This is a genomic window from Bacillus sp. LBG-1-113 (assembly GCF_020708615.1).
In the GTDB taxonomy this organism is placed as follows: domain Bacteria; phylum Bacillota; class Bacilli; order Bacillales; family Bacillaceae; genus Bacillus; species Bacillus mojavensis.
On the sequence record NZ_JAJFDG010000003.1, the window covers coordinates 278,708 to 303,468 of the forward strand.

The following is a 24,761-nucleotide window of genomic DNA, read 5'->3' on the forward strand; positions in this document are numbered from 1 at the left end:
TACATGACAAAATGTACGTTCTTTGATTTTCACCGCTGAAAGAACTCAATCCACTCGCCGTCAGGGCCTTCGATATAAAAATAACGATACCCGTTTGGAAGTGTTGTAATCTCTTCGTCGATAAATTTCGCATTCATTCTTTCCGCTTTTGTATATTCGGCCGCGATGTCATCAGTCAGCAGGGCAATGTGATGCACTTTACCTTCGGCGGGAAGCTCGCTGCTGTAGCCTTGAATCAATTCGATTTCTGTTTCCGGACCATCTTCAAAGCCAAGAAAAGCAAGCTCGATAATACCATTCGTATGAGTGATGCGGTCTTTCAATTTCATGCCGAGAACCTCTTCATAAAATGAAATAGACGCGTTAATATCTCTTACCATAATGCCTGTATGGTCAATTCGTTTTGCCATGCTGTTCCTCCTAGAAACTCTTTTTGTCTATCGTAGAAAAACCTTTCCTTTCTGTCAATGCAGACATCTTGGCGTTTTGTGGTACGATAAGAAAAAGCAAACAGAAAGAGGACGAACATATATGAAGCTACTCACCCTAAAGAAAGCACACGCTGCAAAAATCAAAAAAGGCTATCCGCTGATCGAAAAGGAAGCCCTCACCGGCAGTGCGGGGCACGTCAAAGAAGGCGACCTCATTGATGTCGTGTCTGAAAGCGGCGAGTTTCTCGCAAGGGGCTATTACGGCCTGCAAAACAAAGGGGTCGGCTGGACGCTCACACGCAATAAAAATGAATATATCGACCAAACATTTTTCCTCAGCAAATTAACAAAAGCGGTACAAGCGCGTGCAAGTCTTTTCGCGGCGCCTGATACAACGGCTTTCCGACTCTTCAACGGGGAGGGCGACGGCATCGGCGGTGTCACTGTTGATTATTATGACGGGTACCTGCTTCTCCAATGGTACAGCAAAGGCATTTACACCTTTAAAGAAACGTTAATTGCCGCTCTGGATGAACTGGATATTGAATATAAAGCGATTTACGAAAAGAAACGCTTCGATACGGCTGGACAATATGTCGAGGATGATGACTTCGTGAAGGGAGAAAGAGGCGAGTTCCCGATCATCATTCAAGAAAACGGGATACAATACGCGGTTGATTTAAACGAAGGCGCCATGACAGGCATCTTTTTAGATCAAAGACATGTGCGCAAAGCGATCAGAGACCGCTATGCCAGTGGAAAAAACGTCTTAAACACGTTTTCTTATACAGGGGCGTTCTCAGTGGCGGCAGCGCTTGGCGGAGCGGAGAAAACAACAAGCGTGGACGTGGCAAATCGAAGCCTGGCCAAAACGATCGAGCAATTCAGCGTGAACAAGCTGGATTACGAGGCGCACGATATTAAAGTGATGGATGTTTTTAAATACTTCTCATATGCGGCGAAAAAGGATCTGCGCTTTGATCTGATTGTTCTCGACCCGCCATCCTTTGCCCGCACAAAAAAACGCACCTTCAGCGCGGCCAAGGATTATAAAAATCTGCTGAAGGAAACGATCGCCATTACAGCCGACAAGGGCATCATTGTCGCCTCTACAAACAGCAGCGCCTTCGGAATGAAGAAATTCAAAGGCTTTATCGATGCCGCGTTCAAAGAAACAAATGAAAGCTATACGATTATAGAGGAATTTACATTGCCGGAGGACTTCAAAACGATATCGGCATATCCAGAAGGCAATTACTTAAAAGTTGTCTTTCTGCAGAAAAAATAAAAAGAGAAAAGCTGCCCGGTTCAGGGGCAGCTTTTTATGTAGAAATGATCTGCTGGACGCGTCCGATACGGCCATCTTCAAGACGGACTTTAATGCCGTGCGGATGATAGCTAGATTTCGTTAAAATATCCTTCACTGTGCCTCGCGTCAGTTTTCCTGTTTTTTGATCCGCTTTCAAGACAATATCTACCTGCAATCCTTTAGAAATGCTGCTCCGTTCTTGCCCGTTCATAGCACACTTCCTTCCTTTTTATTCATTATAGTCGTTATGGTTTAAAAGTAACAGCCGTCTGATGAAGCGAATGTTTATTTTTTTCTGCTTTTATTAAATATAATGTCAGCCCTGCGCCTGCTATGCTAAGAATGGCGAAGAGCAGATAGACTGCGAAAATGGAAACGTAGTCAAAAATGTACCCGCCAACAAACGTACAGAACCAGTTGCCGAATCCGTTGCCGATGGCGGCGTACATGGTTAGCGCTGTCGCCTCCACGTGGCTTGGGGTAATTTTTTTGACGTATTGCAGCGCCGCTGGAATAAATAAACCAATGGAAACGCCTTGGAGACATACCGTCGCATAAATAATCCATAACGAAGGCTCTGTGAAGTAAAGCATCCACCTGAATAATGAAACGCCGCCTGACAGCATAATGACAGTGAGCAATCCCATTTTATCTATGAATTTCTGCGCAAACCTCATAAACGGAATCTCTGAGATCACTCCGATAAAAAATAAAAGGCCAATGGCGGAAAGAGACGCGCCGCTTTTGTCGAGAAACAGACTGAAGTATGTATTGTTCGCTAAATTTGGTGCAAATGACGTAAAGGTGATGATCATAAAGATGAGGAAAGGTTTGTTGCTGATCAGCTCCCGGAACCCTTTGCGGATATTGATCTTTGTTTTGGTTTTCTGCTGTCCCGGCATTTGTGAGGCCAATATGGCTGCCATGCACAGAAAGGCACAGCCAAAGATAAAAATGACGTGAATGGGGTACAGCTGATTCGTCACCTGTCCCATGACAAACACCGCAATGCCGAAGCCGAGAGAACCAAACAGGCGGATTCCGCCGTAGTTTCCGTTTGTTTGTTGTGTGTAGCGTAAAGAAATGCTGTCTGACAATGGAATGATAGTGCTCTGAAAGGCTGCAAAACAGGCCGCAACCAGAATAAACAGCGGAAAGCTTTCAAATAAGATATAGCCGAGCCCGATTACACCCGTTACTGATGTGCAAACCGCAAGCAGGCTTTTTGTTTTTTGCGTATAATCGCTCAGCATACCCCAAAACGGCTGGAAAAAGATCATCACAATCGGGCCGAGTGACATAATCAAGCCGACTTGTGAGCCGCTTACATGCTGTTCCTTTGTTAAATACATGCTGAGCAGCGGAATGATACTGCCTGTGCCCAGGAAAGCAAACAAATAAAATCCTTTTAACGCTGCGTAGTGCCGTTTCACCTGCAAGTTGTGCATGGGGGTGCCTCCTTTGGTATCCACAAATTACATTATATTGTAATTTCTCAGCTTTTCAATGGAAGGAGACATAAAAAAAACTGCCCTTGCCAGGACAGTTTTTTCTTACATAAATGAAAGTAAAAACGGCGCCGCGCAAAGCGTCATAATCGCCGCTAAGATCATCGACACACTGGAAATCGTGCCGGACACAGAGCTGAGCTCAAATGCTTTAGATGTGCCTGCTCCATGTGCGCTTGTGCCGAGCAGCACGCCCCGCGCTATTTCGTTATCAATGCGGAAATAGCGGATGACCATCGGGCCGATGACGGTGCCGAACAAAGCGGTCAAAATGACAAATACCGCTGTGACCGCAGGCATTCCGCCGATCATTTCAGATACGTTCATGGCGATCGGCGTTGTCACTGATCTTGGAACGAGGCTGTCAATCAAACCAGTTCCGAGGTGAAGCCATTTCGCAATAAGAGCTGTAGAAATAATCGCGATGCATGAGCCGAAGGCGACGTTCAAAATAATTTCCACTGCGTATTTCTTTAAAACAGGGAAATATTTATAAAGCGGGATCGCAAATGCCACGGTAGCCGGCTGAAGCATATCGGTCAGCACTTCACCGCCGAGATTATATGTCTCATACGGGACATTCACCAGCAGCAGCAGACCGACTAACACAGCGGGCGTCACCAATAGCGGCGACGTATAGACTCGCGGAAAACGCGAATATACTTTTTTTGCTCCTAAATACACCAAAACCGTTAATAACAAACTTACAATTCCGATGAACACGTATGTTTTTTCTCCTTTCTTTTTGCAATAAGTTGTGTAAGCGTTCCTGTGGACACCATCACGACAAACGTGCTGATGATGACAACAAGCAAAATGCTGACACCGAATTTTGACATAATGTCTCCGTATTCAATCACTCCGACGGCAGACGGGATAAAAAATAAAAGCAGCTCCCCAAGAAGCCACGCCGCGCCAAGCTCTATCCATTCAAGCTTGATGATGTTAAAGTGTAATAATGTGAAAAGAATCACAATCCCAATTATACTGCCGGGAATATTTATATGAAGAAGGGCTGTCACCCAATTGATCAGCCGAGCGAATATAAATAACAGAGCGATTTGAATAACGGTAAGCAACAGTTTTTTCATTTTGATGCCTCCCTTATATTCATATTGTACATGAGGTTACGCTATAGGTAAAATATATATTAAGCATAATAAGTATTCCTTTTGTCTATAGAAAGGGTGAAACAAATGGACATTCGCCATTTAACATATTTTCTGGAGGTCGCCCGTCTGAAGAGTTTTACGAAGGCGTCTCAATCACTTTATGTTTCTCAGCCGACGATATCGAAAATGATCAAAAATTTAGAAGCGGAGCTTGGGATCGAGCTTTTTTACCGAAATGGCAGGCAGGTGGAGCTGACGGACGCCGGCTATAGCATGTATGTGCAGGCGCAGGAAATTATTAAATCATTTCAAAACCTGACATCCGAGTTAAATGATATTATGGAGGTCAAGAAAGGGCATGTGCGAATCGGGCTGCCGCCGATGATCGGATCAGGATTTTTCCCGCGAGTGCTCGGCGATTTTCGGGAAAATTATCCGAATGTGACCTTTCAGCTCGTTGAGGACGGCTCTATCAAAGTCCAAGAAGGCGTTGGAGACGGTTCTCTTGACATTGGCGTTGTTGTTCTTCCTGCAAACGAAGACATTTTTCATTCATTTACGATTGTAAAAGAAACATTAATGCTTGTCGTACACCCTTCCCACCGGCTGGCGGGTGAGAAAGAGAGCCGATTACAGGATTTGAAGGAAGAGCCTTTTATTTTCTTCAGGGAGGATTTTGTTCTCCACAATCGAATTATGATGGAATGTATCAAGGCCGGATTCAGGCCTCATATCATTTACGAAACCTCACAATGGGATTTTATCAGTGAGATGGTGTCAGCCAACCTGGGGATCGGACTTTTGCCGGAACGCATATGTCTCGGCCTTGACCCGGAAAAGGTCAAAGTCATTCCGCTTGTCGATCCGGTCATCCCTTGGCATCTTGCGATTATATGGAGAAAGGACCGCTATTTGTCCTTTGCGGCAAGAGCCTGGCTTGAACATACGAAATCGTATTTATGGGATCCGAAAAAAAGAGAGAGTAAAGGATGATGCTAACATGGATGCACAATCAGCAGCAAAACGACTAACAGCCGTCCGGAAGCATAGCCCTCTGGTGCACAGCATAACAAACAATGTGGTGACGAATTTTACAGCGAACGGTCTGCTCGCCCTCGGTGCATCACCCGTAATGGCTTATGCGAAAGAAGAGGTCGCCGACATGGCGAAAATCGCGGGCGCGCTCGTTTTAAATATTGGAACGCTAAGCAAGGAAACCGTCGAAGCTATGATCATTGCGGGTAAATCAGCGAATGAACATGGCGTACCCGTCATTCTTGATCCCGTGGGGGCTGGTGCCACACCGTTCCGCACTGAATCGGCACGTGAGATTATACGTGAGGTGCGCCTCTCTGCAATCAGAGGAAATGCCGCTGAAATTGCACATACCGTGGGTGTTGAGGATTGGATGATTAAAGGAGTCGATGCCGGTGAAGGCGGAGGCGACACTGTCCGTCTGGCTCAACAGGCGGCGCAAAAACTGAACACGGTCATTGCGATTACTGGGGAAGTCGACGTCATTGCCGACGCATCTAACGTATACACTCTTCATAACGGCCACAAGCTGCTGACGAAGGTGACAGGCGCCGGATGTCTTCTGACTTCAGTAGTCGGTGCGTTTTGTGCAGTGGAAAAAAATCCGTTATTCGCCGCCATCGCTGCGATTTCCTCATATGGTGTTGCGGCTCAGCTTGCCGCGCAGCAGACAGCTGACAAAGGTCCGGGGAGCTTTCAGATTGAATTGCTGAACAAGCTGTCTTCTGTCTCTGAACAAGATGTATCAGAGTTAGCGACAATAGAAAGGGTGACAGTCTCATGACACGTATTTCTCGGGAAATGATGAAAGAGCTATTATCTGTTTACTTTATTATGGGTTCAAACAATACGAAAGCCGATCCTCTGGCAGTTGTACAAAACGCATTAAAAGGCGGTGCCACTCTGTACCAGTTTCGCGAAAAGGGCGAAGGCGCACTGACAGGGGAGGAACGGATTGACTTCGCCGCAAAGGTTCAGGCGGCATGCCGTGAAGCCGGAGTCCCTTTCATTGTCAATGATGATGTGGAGCTGGCACTGAAGCTGAAGGCAGACGGTGTGCACATCGGCCAAGAGGATGCGAAAGTAAAAGAAGTACGTGACGCCATTGGCGATATGATCCTTGGCGTGTCCGCCCATACGATGTCTGAGGTAAAGCAAGCCGAGGAAGATGGGGCAGATTATGTCGGTCTCGGGCCGATCTACCCGACGGAAACGAAAAAGGATACAAGAGCTGTGCAGGGTGTGTCTCTCATTGAAGCGGTGAGACGTCAAGGCATCAGCATCCCGATTGTCGGCATCGGCGGTATCACAATAGAAAATGCCGGTCCTGTAATTGAAGCGGGGGCTGACGGTGTCAGTATGATCAGCGCTATCAGTCTGACGGAAGATCCAGAAGAAGCCGCACGCAAATTTTTTGATGTTATTCACACATATAAGACCGGCCGATAACCCGATTTTGCTTTCAAGAGGCTGTCCTGTAAAGGGCAGCCTTTTTGCTGCTCTGCCAAGGTTTTCAGACCTTCAAATTTTCATTGACAAAGATCGGGAACTGGCTATGATTATGATATATAATGATAATCATTTTCAATTATAGGAGGAACATGATGGCTCGGGGGCTGGCACTTATATTACTCAGCTTGTTGATATTTTTCGGTTCAGCGGCGCATGCGGAAAATGATCCAATTGCTTCCCTGCTTGAATTAAACAAGCAAATGATTAAATCAGTACAAGATGGAGATATAGATTCCGCACAGCAAACATTTGAGACCTTCAAATCGGCGTGGAAAAAGGAAGAACCATCTATTAAGAAGGAAAATCTTTCTTCCCACAGCAAAATGGACTCGAATATCGCTATGATTTCTCTTTCTTTCATTAATCAAGACGCGAACAAACTCGAAACACAGCTTGAAGAGCTTTCTTCTCACTTAGAAACCTACCAGCAGGCTGTTGTGCTGAAAAAGACATCCTCGGGTCAATCAAGGACGTCCTTAACAGCCTATATTCAAAGCTTAAAAGAAACAAAACAATTGATAGAAAAAGACCAGCTGGATGAGGCGTCAGCCGCTATCGACAACTTAATCACATCTTGGCTGGCCGTAGAAGGAGACGTCGTATCCCAATCCAAAGAAGCCTATGCCACATCGGAGGAAAATCTGGCACTCATGAAGGCTGAAATCGGCAGCCATCCCGATCAGGTATTAAAGCAAATTGACGAAATGATTCAATTGCTTGAGCCGATTGCTTCGAGCAGCTACAGCTGGTGGGACGCGGCATTGATCCCAATTCGAGAAGGAATGGAGGCGCTGCTTGTCATCGGGGCGCTTTTGACCATGACAAAAAAAGCCCGTGTCACTCGTTCTTCTGTTTGGATCTGGGGCGGAGCGTCAGCCGGCATGTTTGTTTCCTTAGCAGCCGGAATCGGCGTCACCCTCCTGTTCTCCTCGAAGGTATTCGGAGAAAACAATTTCTTGCTAGGCGGAATCACCGGCGTGCTGTCCGCTGTCATGCTTTTGTACGTCGGGGTGTGGCTGCATAGGAACGCCTCGATGGACAAGTGGAGAGAAAAAATCAATATTCAGAAATCACAGGCGCTGAAAAAACGAAGCCTGCTTTCCTTTGCGCTCATTGCATTTCTGGCAGTCGTGAGGGAGGGGCTCGAAACAGTCATCTTTTTCATCGGCCTTGTTGGAAAGCTCTCTCTCCCTGAACTGATCGGCGGGACAGCCGGGGGCCTTGTCGTTCTCGTCATTGTCGGCATTCTTATGATAAAGCTCGGAATGCGTATTCCATTGAAGCCGTTTTTTCTGCTGTCAATGGCGGTTGTCCTGTATATGTGCGTGAAATTTCTTGGAACAGGCGTTCACAGCCTGCAGCTCGCGGGGATTCTTCCGTCTGACGCAGAAAGCTGGCTTCCGTCTGTATCCGTTCTCGGAATCTACCCGTCCGTGTACAGTACGATTCCGCAATTGCTAATTTTACTATTTTTACTGATTGCGCTTGTCTCAGAAGCGGCAAAACATTTTACAAACGGAAAGGAACTGACAAAATGAATATCACAAAGATTGCTGTAACAGCCGGATGCATCCTTGCACTGTGTGCAGGATGCGGAGCCAATGACACTTCGTCAACTAAAGAAAAAGCTTCATCTCAAAAAAGCGGAGTAAGCAAAGAGATCACGGCTTCGGTCAATAAAATGGAGAACATGATTTCCGAGCTGAATGAATCAGCAGAAAAAGCCGATCAAAAAGAGATTCAAAAGAAGGGGAAAGAATTAAACAGCTACTGGCTTTCTTTTGAAAATGATATTCGCAGCGACTATCCGTTCGAATACACAGAAATCGAAAAGCACCTTCAGCCTATCTATACAGAGGCGCAAAAAGCCAAACCGGATACAGACAAAATTAAGACAGAATCCGAGTCACTGAAAGCGTCCTTAGAAGACCTGACAGAAGCGAAGAAGAGCAGCAAAAAGGCAAGCGATCAGCTGGCAAAAGCGGCAGATGAATATAAAGAATACGTCAAAGAGCAGAGCGATCAGCTTGTGAAGGCGGCTGAAGCATTTACAGCTGCCGTGAAGGCCGGCGATATTGAAAAATCAAAGACGTTATATGCGAAAGCGCGCGTCTATTACGAGAGAATTGAACCGATTGCTGAAAGCCTCGGAGATCTTGACCCGAAAATCGATGCCCGTGAAAACGATGTAGAAGAAGGGGACAAGTGGACAGGGTTCCACAAGCTTGAGAAAGCCATTTGGAAGGATAAACATATTTCCGGGGAAAAGGCGACGGCTGACCAGCTTGTCAAGGATGTAAAAGAGCTTGACGGTTCGATTGAATCATTGACATTAACGCCAGAACAAATTGTGGCGGGTGCGATGGAGCTTCTGAACGAAGCAGGTATTTCTAAAATTACGGGTGAAGAGGAGCGCTACTCACGAATCGATTTAGTCGATCTTATGGCAAATGTTGAAGGCTCTGAGGCCGTGTATCAAACTGTGAAAAGCGCGCTCGTAAAAGACCACTCTGACCTGACGGAAAAGCTGGATACCGAATTCAGTGAATTTGAAGTTTTAATGGCGAAATACAAAACAAATGATCAGGCCTATACGTCTTATGATAAATTAAGTGAAGATCAAATCAGAGAGCTGAGCACAAAGCTGACGACTCTTTCTGAAACCATGTCGAAGATTGCGAATGTGCTATAAAAGGAGTTTTGTAACAGCATGAGCGATGAACAAAAAAAGCCAGAACAAATTCACAGACGGGACATATTAAAATGGGGAGCGATGGCTGGGGCGGCCGTGGCGATTGGCGCCAGCGGCCTCGGCGGTCTTGCTCCGCTTGTTCAGACCGCGGCTAAGTCATCGAAGAAGGACGAAAAAGAGGATGACCAGATTGTGCCATTTTACGGAAAGCATCAGGCCGGAATCACCACTGCCCATCAGACGTACGTGTATTTTGCCGCGCTTGATGTGACGGCGAAGGAGAAAAGCGATATCATCACGTTATTCAGAAACTGGACCAGCCTGACACACATGCTGACGTCAGGCAAAAAAATGTCGAGCGAACAGAAGAATCAATACCTGCCGCCGCAGGATACGGGTGAATCGGCTGATTTACCGCCTTCCAACTTAACGGTTACATTTGGCTTCGGGCCTGACTTTTTCGAAAAAGATGGGAAGGATCGTTTTGGACTGAAAAGCAAGAAACCGAAACACCTTGCTGCCCTTCCGGCTATGCCGAATGACAATCTCGATGCGAAGCAGGGAGGCGGAGACATCTGCATCCAAGTATGCGCAGATGATGAACAGGTGGCGTTTCACGCGCTGCGAAACCTATTGAATCAAGCGGTGGGCACCTGTGAAGTCCGCCTGATAAACAAAGGCTTTTTAAGCGGAGGCAAAAATGGAGAAACGCCGCGCAATCTATTTGGGTTTAAAGATGGAACAGGAAACCAAAGCACCAAGGATGACACCTTGATGAACTCGATCGTGTGGATTCAGTCCGGCGAGCCTGACTGGATGACCGGCGGAACTTATATGGCTTTTCGGAAAATCAAAATGTTCCTTGAAATTTGGGACCGCTCTTCCCTGAAGGATCAAGAGGATACTTTCGGCCGCAGAAAAAGCTCGGGGGCACCCTTTGGCCAAAAAAAAGAAACAGACCCTGTCAAGCTGAATCAAATCCCGTCAAATTCGCACGTCAGCCTTGCGAAATCTACGGGGAAACAAATTTTGCGAAGAGCCTTTTCTTACACAGAAGGCATTGACTCGAAAACCGGCTATATGGATGCGGGTCTCCTGTTTATCAGCTTTCAAAAAAATCCCGACAATCAGTTCATCCCCATGCTGAAGGCACTTTCGGCAAAGGATGCGTTAAATGAATATACGCAAACGATTGGTTCTGCTTTATATGCAATCCCCGGCGGTTGCAAAAAAGGAGAATATATTGCTCAGCGGTTGCTTGAATCGTAAAGAGAAGCCATGCAGGCTTCTTTTTTAAAAAAACAGTTGTAACTTTTATTGTTACAGTTTAAAATCAACCTATACGAAAGGAGACAATCATGACCGTACAGATTAAAGTTTATTCAGATTACGTCTGCCCATTTTGTTTCATTGGAAAAGCCGCTTTTGAAGAAGCGATAAAAGGAAAGGATGTTGAAGTCGAGTGGATGCCGTTTGAATTGCGTCCAAGTCCTTCACCGCAGCTTGATCCTGTAAACGATCCTTCCAAGAAATATATGTGGCAAACCTCGATCAGACCGATGGCGGAGAAATTGGGAGTCGACATCAAATTTCCAAACGTCTCGCCTCACCCTTATACAGACTTGGCTTTTGAAGGCTTTCACTTTGCCAAAGAATACAACAAAGGACATGAGTACAATACCCGTGTATTTACAGCGTTTTTCCAAGAGGGCCAAAACATCGGAGAGATTGATATCTTGACGAAGCTGGCCGAGGAAGTCGGCTTAGACGGAGCATTGTTCAAAGCTGCACTGGAAGCAAGAACATATCAGGACGTGCAGCGGCAAGCTCTTAAGCACGCCTATGAAGAAGCTGACATTACAGCCGTACCAACCTTTGTCATCGGCGACACCGTGATTCCAGGAGCAGCCGGCAAGGAAGTATTTGAAAACGCGATTTCTCAGGAACAACAGAAAACGTAACCTAAGAAAGCTCTCTAAACAAAAATCTGTTTAGAGAGCCTTTTTTAATCCTGATCCATATGAATCCCGGTATGTGCCTTCACCTGTATTTCCGCAAATGTATCTTCATGAGCAGTTTTATCGGAAGACAGAAGCGTTCCAAGCCACGCACCGAGGAAACCTAGCGGAATCGAAATGATGCCCGGATTAGAAAGCGGGATGAGCGGCTCGCCTACAAAAATAGCACCTCCGGCCGGGTCCCACACACTCGGGCTCATCGACACGAGGACAAGAGCACTGATCAGCCCAATCAGGCTGCCCCATAATGCGCCTGAGGCATTAAATCTTTTCCAAAACACAGTAAACACAATCAGCGGAAGGTTTGCGCTGGCGGCAACGGCAAATGCCAATGCGACAAGAAATGCGACATTTAAGGATTGTGCAAAAATCGCAAGAATGATAGACAGCACTGAGACGGCTACAGATGCCCATCTAGCCGCTTTCATCTGTTCTTTCTCAGTTGCTTCTCCTTTTCTGATAATCTGGCTGTAGATATCATGGGCAAACGCTGAAGCGGCAGAAAGCACCAAGCCTGTCACCACTGCCAAAATCGTGGCAAAGGCGATGGCTGATACAAACGCGAACAGGAAATCCCCTCCGAGTGCTTTTGCCAGAAGCGGCGCCGCCATGTTTCCCGCTGGATCGGCCGCTGTAATCGCGTCAAAACCGACAAACGCGGCCGCGCCAAATCCGAGAAATACCGTCATAATGTAAAACACACCGATGATCCACGTTGCTGAAACGACCGATGCCCGGGCAGTTTGGGCATCCTTAACTGTATAAAAGCGAATTAAGATGTGCGGAAGGCCGGCGGTCCCCAGCACAAGTGCCAAATTCAACGACAGGGTTTCAAGCGGGACCTTGTATTTGTTGCCTGGATTTAAAAAATCAGCGCCAAGCGGAGTAGCCGTTTTCATGTGCTCAAACATTGTATTGAGGTTAAAACCGAATTTAGAAAAAACAATGATTGAGATGACGAGGGTGCCGGCCATCAGCAAAACGGCTTTAATAATCTGAACCCAGCTCGTCGCGATCATTCCGCCGAACACGACATAAATGGTCATGAGCACTCCGACAATCAGAACGGCCACGGTATAATCGAGCCCAAGCAGCAGTTTAATCAGCGCCCCTGCTCCCACCAGCTGAGCGATCATATAAAAGGTAGAGATGGCGATGGTATTGAGAGCGGCGACACCGCGGATCTTCTTTTCTTTAAAACGCGCCGCAATCATGTCCGCCATCGTATACTTTCCGAGATTCCGAAGCGGCTCCGCCACGATATAGAGGACAACGAGATAAGCGACAAGAAAACCGATGCTGTAAAAAAATCCATCGAAACCATATAATGCAATCATTCCGGCAATGCCGAGGAACGACGCGGCAGACATGTAGTCGCCGGCAATTGCCAGTCCATTCTGAACACCGGTGAGCCCGCCGCCGGCCGTATAAAACTCACTCGTCGTTTTCGTCTGTTTCGCGGCAAAATACGTAATCACAAGCGTCAGTCCGACAATCGCTAAAAATAACAGAAACGCTGTCAGGTTCATGTCTGTTCACCCTTTAGCTCTTCTTTTAAAGCGTTTACAAATTGGTCGTAACGAGCTGCCTTTCGGGAATACACCGTACTGAGTGTCCAGGTCATAGCAAATTGAGCGATGGCAAACAGCCAAGCCCATGAAACAGCACCGACTGCCGGAGTATTCAAAAAGGTGAAATAAGACGTTAAAACAGGGAGTGAAAAATAAAAGACAAAAAAGAAAATTGCAGTTGGAACAATAAAGGCCTGTTTCTGCTTTAAAAAGGCTTGAAAAGACGGAGATTCAGCAATCTTTTGGTAATCAGCTTGCGATCTGTACATGGCTTTCCTCCTTATTATCCTGCTGAAAAATAAGCATAAAGGTACACCAATAGGTATGTACAGAAAGTCCGATTTATTCTTCAGGATCATAAAGGGGATGAAAAAAGCAGGAAACGTGAAGTTTAGACGCGGGGGTATAAAACGGGCGAAGGTTTTCCAGCTGTTTGCTTTCAAAACCTCACCAAATGCAGCTTATGCAAAGCTGCCCTTTTTTCTAAAGTCCGGTTTTATGCTCGCATCACCTCTTTATGACAATGCATGTGCCAAGAGGTGACCGCATCACCAGCTGTCTGTCATATTTTAGGCTGAAACACCGTTTGTCCTCAAAATCCCACAGTATATAAGCTATCGAATAGAGGAAATGGTGAAAACTCAGATCAGATGATAGAAAAGCCAGAGGTAAAAGATCCGCCTGTCCGGATTAGTCTTGGCGGACGGCCTTTTTGTGATTGGTTTTTCTCATCGCTGTTTCAGATTCTAAAAACTGCCTCACATCATGAATGCCCAATCCAATGGATCTAGCTTCTTGAATCAACATATGCCAATCTTTGTCCAAATCTTTTTTAACTTGAGTTTTCATAGTAACCTCCAATTGTATAAAATGTTTTCCTGCAACATCCAGGCAATAAAAGGCAAGCCGGTGTGATGATGAGGCGAGTACAACAAATTTCACACATAGTTGCTCGGTGTTCACAAACTGAAGGAAGAATCACCTACCTATTCCCTAAAAAAATGACTAATATAACCAATGGGCCTTATTTATAATAATAAACAATTAAATACTGACTGGATAGTATGTAAATGAAAATAAATCGTATTGCCTATTAAATATGACCCCTCCACAACCGAATAGCATACCTTTGGAAAGAAATAAATACCGCAAAAGATTGATCCGGTGTAAGATAAGGGTAATCATACGGCTGGAGAAAAATATGAAAAAAAACAAATTTCAAATTAAAAGAGAGCAAACATTTGAAAGGTTTATAGAGGCTGGCCTGAATTTATTGATTGACCGAGCATATGACCCTGTGTCTGTGGAAGAAATCAGCAGAGCTGCCGGGTACAGTAAAGGCGCATTTTATGTTCATTTTGACAACATGGAAGACTTCCTGCAGCATATCTTCGAAAATCATCAAATGAAAAAACAGATTATCATCGGCTACCTGGATGAAATCGAGCGGACATCTGCGAAACCGCTGACTCTTCATGACGCTGCAAAACATGCCGCAGAGCTGCTGTATTCTTACTACAAAAATAAACCATCGTGGGACATCACCTCGTTTGCAATGAATATGCCGACCTTTAAAGTTGTCCAAAAATGCAAGGCTTATGTGGGGCTGTACGAATTGTGGGTGGAAGAAAATACGTCATATATTAATTGGCTGAAGGAGAGAAAGCTGGTTGACGACAGTATTGATCCGGAATATACGGCTAAAATAATATGTGCGGTGCTTGACGGAATCATCAAACAATCGCGTGTATTGGGCCATCCGGCCACATTCCGCAGCTTTTTTGACGCGCTTTCCGTTTTTGTTTCTTTTAACCGCGAATACGCAAAGCTAAGAAATTTGAAAAGTTTTTCAGAAAGCGAGGAACATCAGTGAAGTATAGAGAATTGATTATGTATATCATTATGGGGGTTTTCACGACAATCGTGAATATCGCCAGCTTTTATATATTGGTAGAGATCATGAATGTGGATTATAAAGCTGCAACAGTAGCTGCTTGGATTTTGTCTGTGCTGTTTGCTTACATAACAAATAAAATGTATGTGTTTCAGCAGAAAACAGATGACCTGCAAAGCCTGCTGAAAGAGCTCACTGCCTTTTTCAGCGTCCGGCTGCTGTCCCTCGGCATAGACCTTGGCATGATGATCCTCCTTGTGGGACAGTTCCATACCAATGAAACGCTGGCCAAAATACTCGATAATGCGGTGATTGTTGTTGTCAACTATGTCGCAAGCAAATGGCTCGTTTTTAAAAAGACAAAAGAAGAAGGGGTATGACAGGGGCGGCAGCATATGATCTTCCGTTTTCGTTACAGAAAGACCGGGAAACAAAAAATAAAAACCATGAAAGGTGATGCACATGCGGGAAGAATTGAAGGGGATATTTGCAAGTGTATTCGGAGAAAAAGAGGGATTGCGTTTTTTTTTCGCACCGGGAAGAGTAAATCTGATTGGAGAACATACGGATTATAACGGTGGGCACGTGTTTCCGTGCGCGCTGACAATGGGTACATATGCTGCTGTTGCAGAAAGAAATGACGGGCTGGTCAGGATGTATTCGGACAACTTTCAGGAAGCCGGCATAAAGGAATGCAGTCTTGACGGCATCCGTTATCAAAAAGAAGACGACTGGGCCAATTATCCGAAAGGCGTCATATATGAATTTCAACAAAGGGGCTATTCGATTCCGAATGGCTTTGACATCGTGTTTTCAGGGAATATTCCAAACGGGGCAGGGCTCTCGTCTTCCGCTTCCATTGAGCTGCTGATGGCGGTCGTGCTCCAAAGCTATTTTCATCCTCAACTCGATGCGCTGGAGCTTGTCAAAATGGCGCAGCATGCGGAAAACACATTTATCGGGGTCAATTGCGGAATTATGGATCAATTCGCAATCGGAATGGGGAAAGAACATCATGCGATGCTTCTGAACTGCGATACGCTGGACTATGAATATAGCAAACTCGATGTCTTCGGGCTTGCGCTGGTTATTGCGAACACGAACAAAAAAAGGACATTGGCGGACTCAAGCTATAATGCGAGACGCCAAGAGTGCAGCGACGCATTGCTGGATCTGCAAAAGGAGCTCGACATTACATCACTTGGCGACATCAAGCCTTCTGATTTCGACGCATGCTCTGACCTGATCCGAAATGAAACGAACAGACGCCGCGCAAAGCACGCCGTATATGAAAACCACCGCGCCATCAAGACAGCCGACATGTTTAAAGAAAACAACATTCGCGAAATCGGGCGGTTAATGAAGGAATCCCACCTTTCATTAAAGGATGATTATGAGGTGACATGTCCGGAACTTGATGAGCTCGTATTTGCGGCGTGGGAGCAAGAAGGAGTGATCGGCTCAAGAATGACGGGAGCGGGATTCGGCGGCTGCACAATCAGTATTGTAAAGGATGAATTTGTTGATGACTTTATCCAAAAGGTTGGAGACAGGTATCAAGAAAAAACAGGCCTCAAAGCTGATTTTTATGTCGCTGATATTGGTGAAGGAGCGAGAGAACTAAAGGGGGAGTGACACATGAGCATTTTTGAACATCTGGAACAGCTGATCGAGTATGGGCTGGAACGAAAACTGATATCGATCTGGGATCAGGAATATACGAGAAACCGACTTTATGAAGTGCTGGACATCAAACATCCCCAGCCGGTCTCAAGCACACCTATTAAGCAGAGCCAACGTCTTCCTGACTTGCTTTCTCCTATTTACGAGTGGGCGGCAGAAACCGGCCGCATAGAAGCAAATACAGACACCTATCGAGATTTGCTCAGTGCGAAGCTGATGGGTTGTTTTGTCCCGCCTCCGTCTGAGGTCATCCGCAAGTTTGAAGAGACAAAGGCGTTATACGGACCGAAACAGGCGACAAAGGAGTTTTATCAATATGCAGAGGATGTCTATTATATCAGGTCTGACAGAATCGCCAAAAACGTTCATTGGACGGTGCCGACCGAATATGGCGAGCTGGAAATAACAATTAACCTGTCAAAGCCCGAAAAGGATCCGAAAGCGATTGCGGCTGCCAAAGAACAGACGCAGACGAATTATCCGCCTTGTGTGCTTTGTAAGGAAAATGTCGGCTTTGAGGGAAGTGTGAACCATCCGGCCCGGCAGAATCACAGAATCATTCCTGTTATTCTCAGAGACGAGCAATGGTATTTGCAATTCTCGCCATACGTGTATTATCCGGAGCATTGCATCGTTTTAAAGGGTGAGCATGAACCGATGGAGATCAGCAAAAAAACGTTTGAAAGACTGCTCTCATTCCTCGGGCAATATCCGCATTATTTTATCGGATCAAACGCAGACCTGCCGATTGTCGGAGGCAGCATCCTAAGCCACGACCATTTTCAAGGCGGGGCGCACGATTTTCCGATGGCGCGTGCCGAAATGGAGGAAAGATACGAATTGATGGGTCATCCCGGTGTGTTGCTGGGCTTAGTGAAATGGCCAATGTCTGTGCTCAGGCTCCAGGGGGACGATCCAGATAGAGTCGCTGACGCAGCGAACCATATATTCCGTGCATGGCAGCAATATTCTGATGAAAAAGCCGGCATAGCCGCCTTCACAGGGGATACGCCGCACAATACGGTCACGCCGATTGCAAGACGCAGGGGAGGCTCGTATGAACTCGACATCGTGCTGAGAAACAATCGGACGGATGAGGAGCATCCATTAGGAATCTTTCATCCTCATCAAGAGGTTCATCATATCAAAAAAGAAAATATCGGCCTGATTGAGGTCATGGGCTTAGCGATATTGCCGGGCCGTTTACAGGAAGAAATGAAAGCAACGGAAGCGGCAATGTGCTCTGCTGATCCGAAAACAGCATTAGAAGAAAATGAGCTGACCGCTAAACATAAAGATTGGGCTCTTCGTCTGATGGAAAGAAGAACCATAACAAAAGGGAATGCGGAACAGGTCATAAAAGAAGAGCTTGGTCATGTATTCGCGCGCATTCTTGAACATGCCGGCGTATTTAAACAGACACCCGAAGGAAAACAGGCCTTCAACAGGTTTATCCATTCTTTAGGCGTCAAACAAGGAAAAAGCCTCAACCGTTAAGGAAGAGGCTTTTTCCTATTAAAAAAGAGCCCAAAACGCTCACACTTTGGGCTCTGTTGTTTCTATCCTCTTTTTCTTGCTAAGAGGCTTACGAGAAAGACAACAATTGCTGAACCGATAATCGCCGGGATAATGGCAAATCCGGCAAGATGCGGTCCCCATGTTCCAAGCAGCCCGTGCCCGATCCAGGCACCAATAAGACCTGCGATCATCGACCCGATAATTCCTCCGGGCATATCTCCTTTTACAAACAGGCTACCAACCCATCCGATAATAATAGCTACGATAAGTGAAATTATGAAACTCATCATGCAACACATCCTATTTTAGATTTATTTGCTTATATCATTCCTCCTTTTTGTATAGGATAAACAATTGAATGTGCTAATCAAAAAGAGGGAACAGTTCAGAGCATATCGCCGCTCTATTGAGCCTTTTCTTTCAATATGCATTGCGTTAAAATGGTAATCGTGTGAAAAGATGCTAGACAAGGAAAAATTAATTCCCTTGTAGAATGTTTAACAAAATGAAATTTTTGATTGACCTAGGTTTTTTATTGTGGTAAACCTTTATTTGTCAGAAATAGTTCTTCATCTTCTTTCTTTACTTATATGCGGAAATAACTAGAAACTTTTCATATTAAGCGATAGATGTGAATAAAGTTGGAGCAAATTTTGTCGATTTTATGACATTTAAGCGAAAATGGGATGAAGTTTATAAAAAAATAAAGCTAATAAGTGAAGTTTTTGATAGCATAACAAAGTAGAGAAAAGATTTTGAGGAAGTATGCACTTCAGATTTATTACATCAATAGGAAGGATGGTGATCTTCTTGTTCAGAGCATTAAAACCGTTACTTGTATTAGCGCTGTTAACTGTGGTTTTCGTCCTTGGGGGATGCAGCAATGCTTCAGTACTAGATCCGAAAGGGCCTGTGGCTGATCAGCAAAGTGATTTAATCCTGTTATCTATCGGATTTATGCTGTTTATCGTCGGGGTCGTCTTTGTTCTTTTTACCATTATTTTAGTAAAATACCGCGACCGTAAAGGCAAAGATAATGGATCTTATAACCCAGAAATTCACGGTAACACGTTCTTAGAAGTAGTCTGGACAGTGATCCCAATTTTAATCGTCATCGCACTTTCTGTGCCAACCGTACAGACGATATATTCGTTAGAAAAAGCTCCTGAAGCAACAAAGGATAAAGAGCCTCTTGTTGTTTACGCTACTTCGGTAGACTGGAAATGGGTATTCAGCTACCCTGAACAGGATATTGAAACGGTCAACTACTTAAACATTCCTGTCGACCGCCCGATCTTGTTTAAAATCTCATCTGCAGATTCAATGGCTTCGCTATGGATTCCTCAGCTTGGAGGACAAAAATACGCCATGGCTGGAATGCTGATGGATCAATACTTACAGGCTGATGAAGTGGGAACTTATGAAGGCCGCAACGCGAACTTCACAGGTGAACATTTTGCCGACCAAGAGTTTGATGTGAATGCTGTAACAGAAAAAGACTTTAACAGCTGGGTGAAAAAGACTCAAAATGAGGCTCCTAAGCTGACAAAAGAGAAGTATGATCAATTGATGCTTCCTGAAAATGTGGACGAATTAACGTTCTCTTCTACTCACTTAAAATACGTTGATCATGGACAAGACGCAGAATATGCGATGGAGGCCCGCAAACGCCTTGGCTACCAAGCCGTTTCACCGCACTCTAAAACAGATCCGTTTGAAAACGTAAAGGAAAATGAATTTAAGAAGTCTGATGATACAGAAGAATGATATTGATCAGGAAAGGAGGAAGCCCGCATGAAATTTAAATGGGATGAATTTTTTGTAACAGGTGACCCATTAATTCTGGGCGCACAAGTTTCCATTGCACTATCTACCATCGCCATCATTGTTGTACTGACCTACTTCAAGAAATGGAAATGGCTCTGGTCTGAATGGATAACAACTGTTGACCACAAAAAACTCGGAATCATGTATATTATATCTGCTGTAATTATGTTATTCCGCGGCGGTGTCGACGGTTTGATGATGCGTGCCCAGCTAGCGCTTCCGAATAACAGTTTTTTAGACTCAAACCACTATAATGAAATTTTTACGACTCACGGTACGATCATGATCATTTTCATGGCGATGCCGTTTTTAATCGGTCTTATTAACGTTGTTGTACCTCTTCAAATCGGTGCTCGCGACGTTGCATTTCCTTACTTGAACAACCTGAGTTTCTGGACGTTCTTCGTAGGGGCTATGCTTTTCAATATTTCTTTCGTTATCGGAGGTTCTCCGAACGCAGGCTGGACAAGTTACATGCCGCTTGCAAGTAACGACATGAGCCCTGGACCGGGTGAGAACTACTACCTCCTCGGACTTCAGATTGCCGGGATCGGTACCCTGATGACAGGAATCAACTTTATGGTCACAATCTTAAAAATGAGAACAAAAGGCATGACACTGATGCGTATGCCAATGTTCACATGGACAACACTGATTACAATGGTTATTATCGTGTTTGCTTTCCCTGTGCTTACAGTAGCTTTAGCACTCTTATCATTTGATCGTTTGTTCGGCGCTCACTTTTTCACACTGGAAGCAGGCGGTATGCCGATGCTTTGGGCCAATCTGTTCTGGATTTGGGGACATCCTGAAGTATATATCGTTATTCTTCCGGCGTTCGGTATTTTCTCAGAAATTATCTCAAGCTTTGCAAGAAAACAATTGTTTGGTTACAAAGCGATGGTTGGTTCTATTATCGCCATCTCCGTATTGAGTTTCTTAGTTTGGACTCACCACTTCTTCACAATGGGGAACAGTGCGTCCGTTAACTCATTCTTCTCAATTACGACAATGGCAATCTCGATTCCGACCGGGGTTAAAATCTTTAACTGGCTCTTTACCATGTATAAAGGCCGAATCAGCTTTACAACGCCTATGCTGTGGGCGCTTGCATTCATTCCTAACTTCGTTATCGGCGGGGTTACAGGGGTTATGCTTGCGATGGCAGCAGCGGATTATCAATACCATAATACGTACTTCCTGGTATCTCACTTCCACTACGTGCTGATCGCGGGTACTGTATTTGCTTGTTTCGCAGGATTTATTTTCTGGTATCCAAAAATGTTCGGCCACAAACTGAACGAAAAAATCGGAAAATGGTTCTTCTGGATCTTTATGATCGGGTTCAATATTTGTTTCTTCCCGCAATATTTCTTGGGGCTTCAAGGTATGCCTCGCCGTATTTACACATACGGACCGAATGATGGCTGGACAACATTGAACTTTATTTCAACAGTCGGAGCTTTCATGATGGGTGTAGGATTCTTAATCCTATGCTATAACATCTACTACAGCTTCCGTTACTCAACTCGTGAAATCAGCGGAGATTCATGGGGTGTGGGACGTACGCTTGATTGGGCGACTTCATCTGCGATTCCGCCGCACTACAACTTTGCGGTGCTTCCTGAAGTCAAATCTCAAGATGCATTCCTGCACATGAAAGAAGAAAAAACTGAATTATACCCTGAAAGCAAATTCAAGAAAATCCATATGCCAAGCAACTCAGGCAGACCGTTCTTTATGTCTGTTGCCTTCGGTATCGCCGGATTTGGACTTGTCTTTGAATGGTACTGGATGGGCGTAGTCGGATTGATCGGAGTCCTACTCTGCATGGTGCTGCGTTCATTCGAATACGACAATGGCTACTACGTTAGTGTTGATGAAATAAAAGAGACGGAAAGAAAGATTTCCGAATAAGGAGGCGTGAGTTATGGAACATGCAGAACACGGCAATTCTAACGCGCCTATGGAATATCAATCTGAAACCGGCAGACTTAATATTCTCGGGTTTTGGATCTTTTTAGGGGCAGAAATTGTGTTGTTCTCAACACTATTTGCAACCTTCTTCGTTCTTCAAAACAGAACAGCAGGAGGTGTCTTACCGGACGAACTGTTTGAAGTGAATCTGGTAATGATTATGACGTTCTTGCTGCTTATCAGCAGCTTTACCTGCGGGATCGCTGTTCATGAAATGCGCCGCGGAAGTTTAAAAGGCGTCGTCATTTGGACAATTATCACTCTTCTTCTCGGCGCCGGCTTCGTCGGTTGTGAGATCAACGAGTTTGTTCACTATGTACATGAAGGAGCATCTCTCGGTACAAGTGCGTTCTGGTCTGGATTCTTTGTTTTACTTGGAACTCACGGAACTCACGTAACAATCGGTATTTTCTGGATTGCAGGCATTCTGATTCAGTTGAAGAAACGCGGCTTAACTCCGCAAACTTCATCTAAAATCTTTATCTCAAGCTTGTACTGGCACTTCTTAGATGTTGTATGGATTTTCATCTTTACAGGTGTCTATCTCATGGGATTGGGGGGTCTGTAAAATGGCAAACAAATCTGCTGAACACAGTCACTTTCCATGGAAGCACATTGTAGGTTTTGCACTTTCTATTGTTTTGACCCTGCTGGCTCTATGGGTTGCAGTGTATACTGAATTGAGTCCATCAGCAAAACTTTGGATCATTTTCGGCTTCGCCTTCATTCAGGCGGCGCTCCAGCTCCTCATGTTCATGCACATGACAGAGAGCGAAAACGGCGGTATCCAAGTTGGAAACACGCTGTTCGGATTCTTCGGCGCGATCGTTATCGTGCTTGGATCCATCTGGATTTTCGCGGCTCACTATCATCACGGTGACCACATGGATGGAAATCCTCCTGGAGGCGCTGAACACTCAGAGCACTCAGGCCACAACGAATAAGCAAAAAACCCTCTTCGTCCAGAAGAGGGTTTTTTTGCTGTTTTAACTGCTGCTTCGCTTTCTGCGAAGATAAGGAAGGCCATAAATGATAAAGGCCGCAATATGAGCGACAATGACGTTGACGGCAAACAGGATAATCATGAGAGTGTGTCCGAGTGGAGAAAGGCTTTCTGTTGCGTAAAAGAAGAAGAATACCCACATTAAAATAATTGGCGGAATAGCAGAGAGTGCGACTTTTTTGTTATCGAGCCATATAAAGAGGGGAGTAGCGCTGGCAACCAATAAATAAGCAAAAAACATGTCCATCATACCCGTCTCCTTTCATTTTGTGACAGCGTTTACAAAAATGAAGTAGAGGAAATGAATTGTGTCTGTTTTGTGGTTGTTTTGTGAACGTTTTGTTACAATTATTATACCATGTTTTCCAGAAATTGATACAGGTAATTGTGGAAATGGTCTGGCACTATTGCCTTATTTTTTATCGCCTATCCGCTAGGAGAATGTATGGAGCTTTCTTTTTAAAAGAAGGGGGATGCAGATGTATCAGGTAATAAAGCTTGAAAGAGAAGATTGGCGAGAAGTGATCCGCATGTCTGAATATGCTTTTCAGAAAGAACTCAGTGATGAGGAACGAGAAGAGAAAGTAAAAGCTTTAGAGAACCATTACATCATCGGAATGAAGGAACAAGAGAAACTCTTCTCTAAGCTTCACATTATTCCCTTTTCTGTCATGCTTGAGGAGCAGGAGATGAAGATGGGAGGTATTGCTGGGGTGGCAACCTGGCCTGAATACAGAAGAAAAGGAACAGTAAAGGAACTTATTCGAAACGCTCTCACGGTCATGAAGAAAGAAAACCAAACCATCAGCTTTTTGCATCCGTTCCTAATCTCCTTTTACCGCAAATTTGGCTGGGAACTTTGTTTCTATCAAAAACGTCTTACTTACCTTAAAGAACAATTGCAAAAGCTAGGTGATACCTCTGGATACATGAGGAGGCTTCAAGAGAATGAAACAGATGCAGTGAATGCCATTTATAATCAGTATAGAACGAAGCATAATGGGCTAATGAAACGTTCAAAGGGGCACTGGACAGAGAAGATCGATGGTATGAAGGCTATGTATATCTCTGAAGATGGAGTGCCTTGTGGATATCTTGTGTATGACATTAAAAATAAAACGATGCGAGTTAAAGAATTTGTTTATTTGAACAGGGAGGCCCAGAGAGGCTTGTGGAATTTTATTTGCCAGCATGATTCGATGCTAAATGAAGTAGAACTGACTGTACAAATGAAGGAAGATCTTGATTTTTTAACTGCCGAACCCCGGGTTAAACAAGAGATATATCCTTATAGTATGGCGCGCATCGTTGACGTTGAAGGTTTTTTACGGGAATATCCAAAATCTCGGCTGACAGCTCCCTTTGACTTTAAGGTAACGGATCAATGGGCCCCGTGGAATCAACAGACTTTCCGTGTCGAGTCCCAGCAGGTGCAGATCATTCCGGAAGAGTCATCTGACCATCTAATAGAATGCAGCATATCTTCTTTAACCGCTTTCTTCCTAGGTGCCAGGAGTGCTCGTTTCCTTTTTGAAACAGGCATGATAAAAGGACCGGTACCGGAAATCAAACGGCTTGATGACGAATTTCAATTAAAACCTCCATTTCTGATGGATTTCTTTTAACCCCTTTTATAGTGGGGTTTTTTTCATTTGAAAAGTTTTGTGTCAA

The 24,761-nt window shown here is 44.9% G+C and carries 27 protein-coding genes; 17 read left to right on the forward strand and 10 right to left on the reverse strand.

The annotated features are described in order from the left end of the window. Nucleotides 1-29 precede the first annotated feature (29 nt). On the reverse strand, nt 30-410 hold the full coding sequence (glxA, locus tag LJF29_RS11025; RefSeq protein ID WP_010332375.1) for a glyoxalase GlxA: 381 nt from the start codon (nt 408-410) through the stop codon (nt 30-32). A 121-nt stretch (nt 411-531) separates the two neighbouring features. Between glxA and LJF29_RS11030 the strand changes: the two genes are divergently transcribed. Beyond that, entirely contained in the window at nt 532-1,719 is a 1,188-nt protein-coding gene (locus tag LJF29_RS11030; protein ID WP_229148515.1) for a class I SAM-dependent rRNA methyltransferase, read from the forward strand. Nucleotides 1,720-1,753: 34 nt separating this feature from the next. Here the strand turns inward: LJF29_RS11030 and LJF29_RS11035 are convergent, their stop codons facing one another. From LJF29_RS11035 to LJF29_RS11050, 4 genes are all read right to left on the reverse strand, one after another. After that, nucleotides 1,754-1,951, reverse strand: a complete 198-nt coding sequence (locus tag LJF29_RS11035; protein ID WP_010332373.1) for a YwbE family protein — start codon at nt 1,949-1,951, stop codon at nt 1,754-1,756. A gap of 34 nt (nt 1,952-1,985) precedes the next feature. After that, a complete protein-coding gene (locus tag LJF29_RS11040) occupies nt 1,986-3,188 on the reverse strand; it encodes an MFS transporter (RefSeq protein ID WP_229148517.1) in 1,203 nt (400 codons plus the stop codon). 105 nt (nt 3,189-3,293) lie between these two features. After that, nucleotides 3,294-3,971 (reverse strand): CidB/LrgB family autolysis modulator, encoded by a 678-nt coding sequence (locus tag LJF29_RS11045; RefSeq protein WP_229148518.1) that lies wholly within the window; start codon nt 3,969-3,971, stop codon nt 3,294-3,296. Continuing rightward, nucleotides 3,953-4,339 (reverse strand): CidA/LrgA family holin-like protein, encoded by a 387-nt coding sequence (locus LJF29_RS11050; RefSeq protein WP_003227375.1) that lies wholly within the window; start codon nt 4,337-4,339, stop codon nt 3,953-3,955. The genes LJF29_RS11045 and LJF29_RS11050 overlap by 19 nt, the downstream gene beginning before the upstream one ends. A 105-nt stretch (nt 4,340-4,444) precedes the next feature. On the opposite strand from LJF29_RS11050, the gene cidR reads away from it, so the two are divergent. The 7 genes from cidR to LJF29_RS11085 all read left to right on the forward strand — a co-directional run bounded on the left by cidR (nt 4,445) and on the right by LJF29_RS11085 (nt 11,560). Then, nucleotides 4,445-5,353 (forward strand): cidABC operon transcriptional activator CidR, encoded by a 909-nt coding sequence (cidR, locus tag LJF29_RS11055; protein WP_229148519.1) that lies wholly within the window; start codon nt 4,445-4,447, stop codon nt 5,351-5,353. Between the two features lie 7 nt (nt 5,354-5,360). After that, nucleotides 5,361-6,179 (forward strand): hydroxyethylthiazole kinase, encoded by an 819-nt coding sequence (gene thiM, locus LJF29_RS11060; RefSeq protein WP_229148520.1) that lies wholly within the window; start codon nt 5,361-5,363, stop codon nt 6,177-6,179. After that, entirely contained in the window at nt 6,176-6,844 is a 669-nt protein-coding gene (gene thiE, locus LJF29_RS11065; RefSeq protein WP_229148526.1) for a thiamine phosphate synthase, read from the forward strand. The genes thiM and thiE overlap by 4 nt, the downstream gene beginning before the upstream one ends. A gap of 155 nt (nt 6,845-6,999) precedes the next feature. Next, nucleotides 7,000-8,445: an FTR1 family protein gene (locus LJF29_RS11070; protein ID WP_229148532.1), complete on the forward strand. Its 1,446-nt coding sequence runs from the start codon at nt 7,000-7,002 to the stop codon at nt 8,443-8,445. After that, nucleotides 8,442-9,599, forward strand: coding sequence for an iron uptake system protein EfeO (efeO, locus tag LJF29_RS11075; RefSeq protein ID WP_229148533.1), 1,158 nt, complete (start codon nt 8,442-8,444; stop codon nt 9,597-9,599). Before LJF29_RS11070 ends, efeO begins: the two co-directional genes overlap by 4 nt. An 18-nt stretch (nt 9,600-9,617) precedes the next feature. Next, nucleotides 9,618-10,868 (forward strand): iron uptake transporter deferrochelatase/peroxidase subunit, encoded by a 1,251-nt coding sequence (gene efeB / locus LJF29_RS11080; RefSeq protein WP_229148535.1) that lies wholly within the window; start codon nt 9,618-9,620, stop codon nt 10,866-10,868. An 89-nt stretch (nt 10,869-10,957) separates the two neighbouring features. Further along, a complete protein-coding gene (locus LJF29_RS11085) occupies nt 10,958-11,560 on the forward strand; it encodes a DsbA family oxidoreductase (RefSeq protein WP_059335201.1) in 603 nt (200 codons plus the stop codon). Between the two features lie 44 nt (nt 11,561-11,604). Here the strand turns inward: LJF29_RS11085 and LJF29_RS11090 are convergent, their stop codons facing one another. From LJF29_RS11090 to slrA, 3 genes are all read right to left on the reverse strand, one after another. Continuing rightward, on the reverse strand, nt 11,605-13,146 hold the full coding sequence (locus LJF29_RS11090) for a cation acetate symporter (RefSeq protein WP_229148536.1): 1,542 nt from the start codon (nt 13,144-13,146) through the stop codon (nt 11,605-11,607). Then, the gene (locus LJF29_RS11095) at nt 13,143-13,457 is read right to left on the reverse strand and encodes a DUF485 domain-containing protein (RefSeq protein WP_229148538.1); all 315 of its coding nucleotides are present in this window, start codon (nt 13,455-13,457) and stop codon (nt 13,143-13,145) included. Before LJF29_RS11095 ends, LJF29_RS11090 begins: the two co-directional genes overlap by 4 nt. A 421-nt stretch (nt 13,458-13,878) precedes the next feature. Beyond that, complete coding sequence (slrA, locus tag LJF29_RS11100; RefSeq protein ID WP_010332361.1) at nt 13,879-14,037, reverse strand: transcriptional regulator SlrA; 159 nt, start codon at nt 14,035-14,037, stop codon at nt 13,879-13,881. A gap of 352 nt (nt 14,038-14,389) precedes the next feature. On the opposite strand from slrA, the gene LJF29_RS11105 reads away from it, so the two are divergent. The 4 genes from LJF29_RS11105 to galT all read left to right on the forward strand — a co-directional run bounded on the left by LJF29_RS11105 (nt 14,390) and on the right by galT (nt 18,262). Further along, nucleotides 14,390-15,061, forward strand: coding sequence for a TetR/AcrR family transcriptional regulator (locus LJF29_RS11105; protein ID WP_229148540.1), 672 nt, complete (start codon nt 14,390-14,392; stop codon nt 15,059-15,061). Nucleotides 15,062-15,078: 17 nt separating this feature from the next. Next, the gene (locus LJF29_RS11110) at nt 15,079-15,462 is read left to right on the forward strand and encodes a GtrA family protein (RefSeq protein WP_229148693.1); all 384 of its coding nucleotides are present in this window, start codon (nt 15,079-15,081) and stop codon (nt 15,460-15,462) included. An 82-nt stretch (nt 15,463-15,544) separates the two neighbouring features. After that, entirely contained in the window at nt 15,545-16,717 is a 1,173-nt protein-coding gene (locus LJF29_RS11115; RefSeq protein ID WP_229148542.1) for a galactokinase, read from the forward strand. 3 nt (nt 16,718-16,720) lie between these two features. Next, a complete protein-coding gene (gene galT / locus LJF29_RS11120; protein WP_229148543.1) occupies nt 16,721-18,262 on the forward strand; it encodes a UDP-glucose--hexose-1-phosphate uridylyltransferase in 1,542 nt (513 codons plus the stop codon). Between the two features lie 62 nt (nt 18,263-18,324). On the opposite strand, the gene LJF29_RS11125 is transcribed toward galT, so the two are convergent. Next, a complete protein-coding gene (locus LJF29_RS11125; protein ID WP_010332356.1) occupies nt 18,325-18,570 on the reverse strand; it encodes a GlsB/YeaQ/YmgE family stress response membrane protein in 246 nt (81 codons plus the stop codon). A gap of 514 nt (nt 18,571-19,084) precedes the next feature. Between LJF29_RS11125 and qoxA the strand changes: the two genes are divergently transcribed. The 4 genes from qoxA to qoxD are packed head-to-tail and all read left to right on the forward strand — an operon-like array spanning nt 19,085 to nt 23,031. Next, nucleotides 19,085-20,050 (forward strand): cytochrome aa3 quinol oxidase subunit II, encoded by a 966-nt coding sequence (gene qoxA, locus LJF29_RS11130; protein WP_081720819.1) that lies wholly within the window; start codon nt 19,085-19,087, stop codon nt 20,048-20,050. Between the two features lie 27 nt (nt 20,051-20,077). Further along, entirely contained in the window at nt 20,078-22,027 is a 1,950-nt protein-coding gene (qoxB, locus tag LJF29_RS11135; protein WP_010332354.1) for a cytochrome aa3 quinol oxidase subunit I, read from the forward strand. 13 nt (nt 22,028-22,040) lie between these two features. Then, complete coding sequence (gene qoxC / locus LJF29_RS11140) at nt 22,041-22,655, forward strand: cytochrome aa3 quinol oxidase subunit III (protein ID WP_010332353.1); 615 nt, start codon at nt 22,041-22,043, stop codon at nt 22,653-22,655. Between the two features lies 1 nt (nt 22,656). Further along, a complete protein-coding gene (gene qoxD, locus LJF29_RS11145) occupies nt 22,657-23,031 on the forward strand; it encodes a cytochrome aa3 quinol oxidase subunit IV (RefSeq protein ID WP_024123290.1) in 375 nt (124 codons plus the stop codon). A gap of 42 nt (nt 23,032-23,073) precedes the next feature. On the opposite strand, the gene ywcE is transcribed toward qoxD, so the two are convergent. Beyond that, complete coding sequence (gene ywcE, locus LJF29_RS11150; RefSeq protein ID WP_081638379.1) at nt 23,074-23,340, reverse strand: spore morphogenesis/germination protein YwcE; 267 nt, start codon at nt 23,338-23,340, stop codon at nt 23,074-23,076. A gap of 229 nt (nt 23,341-23,569) precedes the next feature. On the opposite strand from ywcE, the gene LJF29_RS11155 reads away from it, so the two are divergent. Then, nucleotides 23,570-24,715, forward strand: a complete 1,146-nt coding sequence (locus LJF29_RS11155; protein ID WP_095712738.1) for a GNAT family N-acetyltransferase — start codon at nt 23,570-23,572, stop codon at nt 24,713-24,715. Nucleotides 24,716-24,761 lie beyond the last annotated feature (46 nt).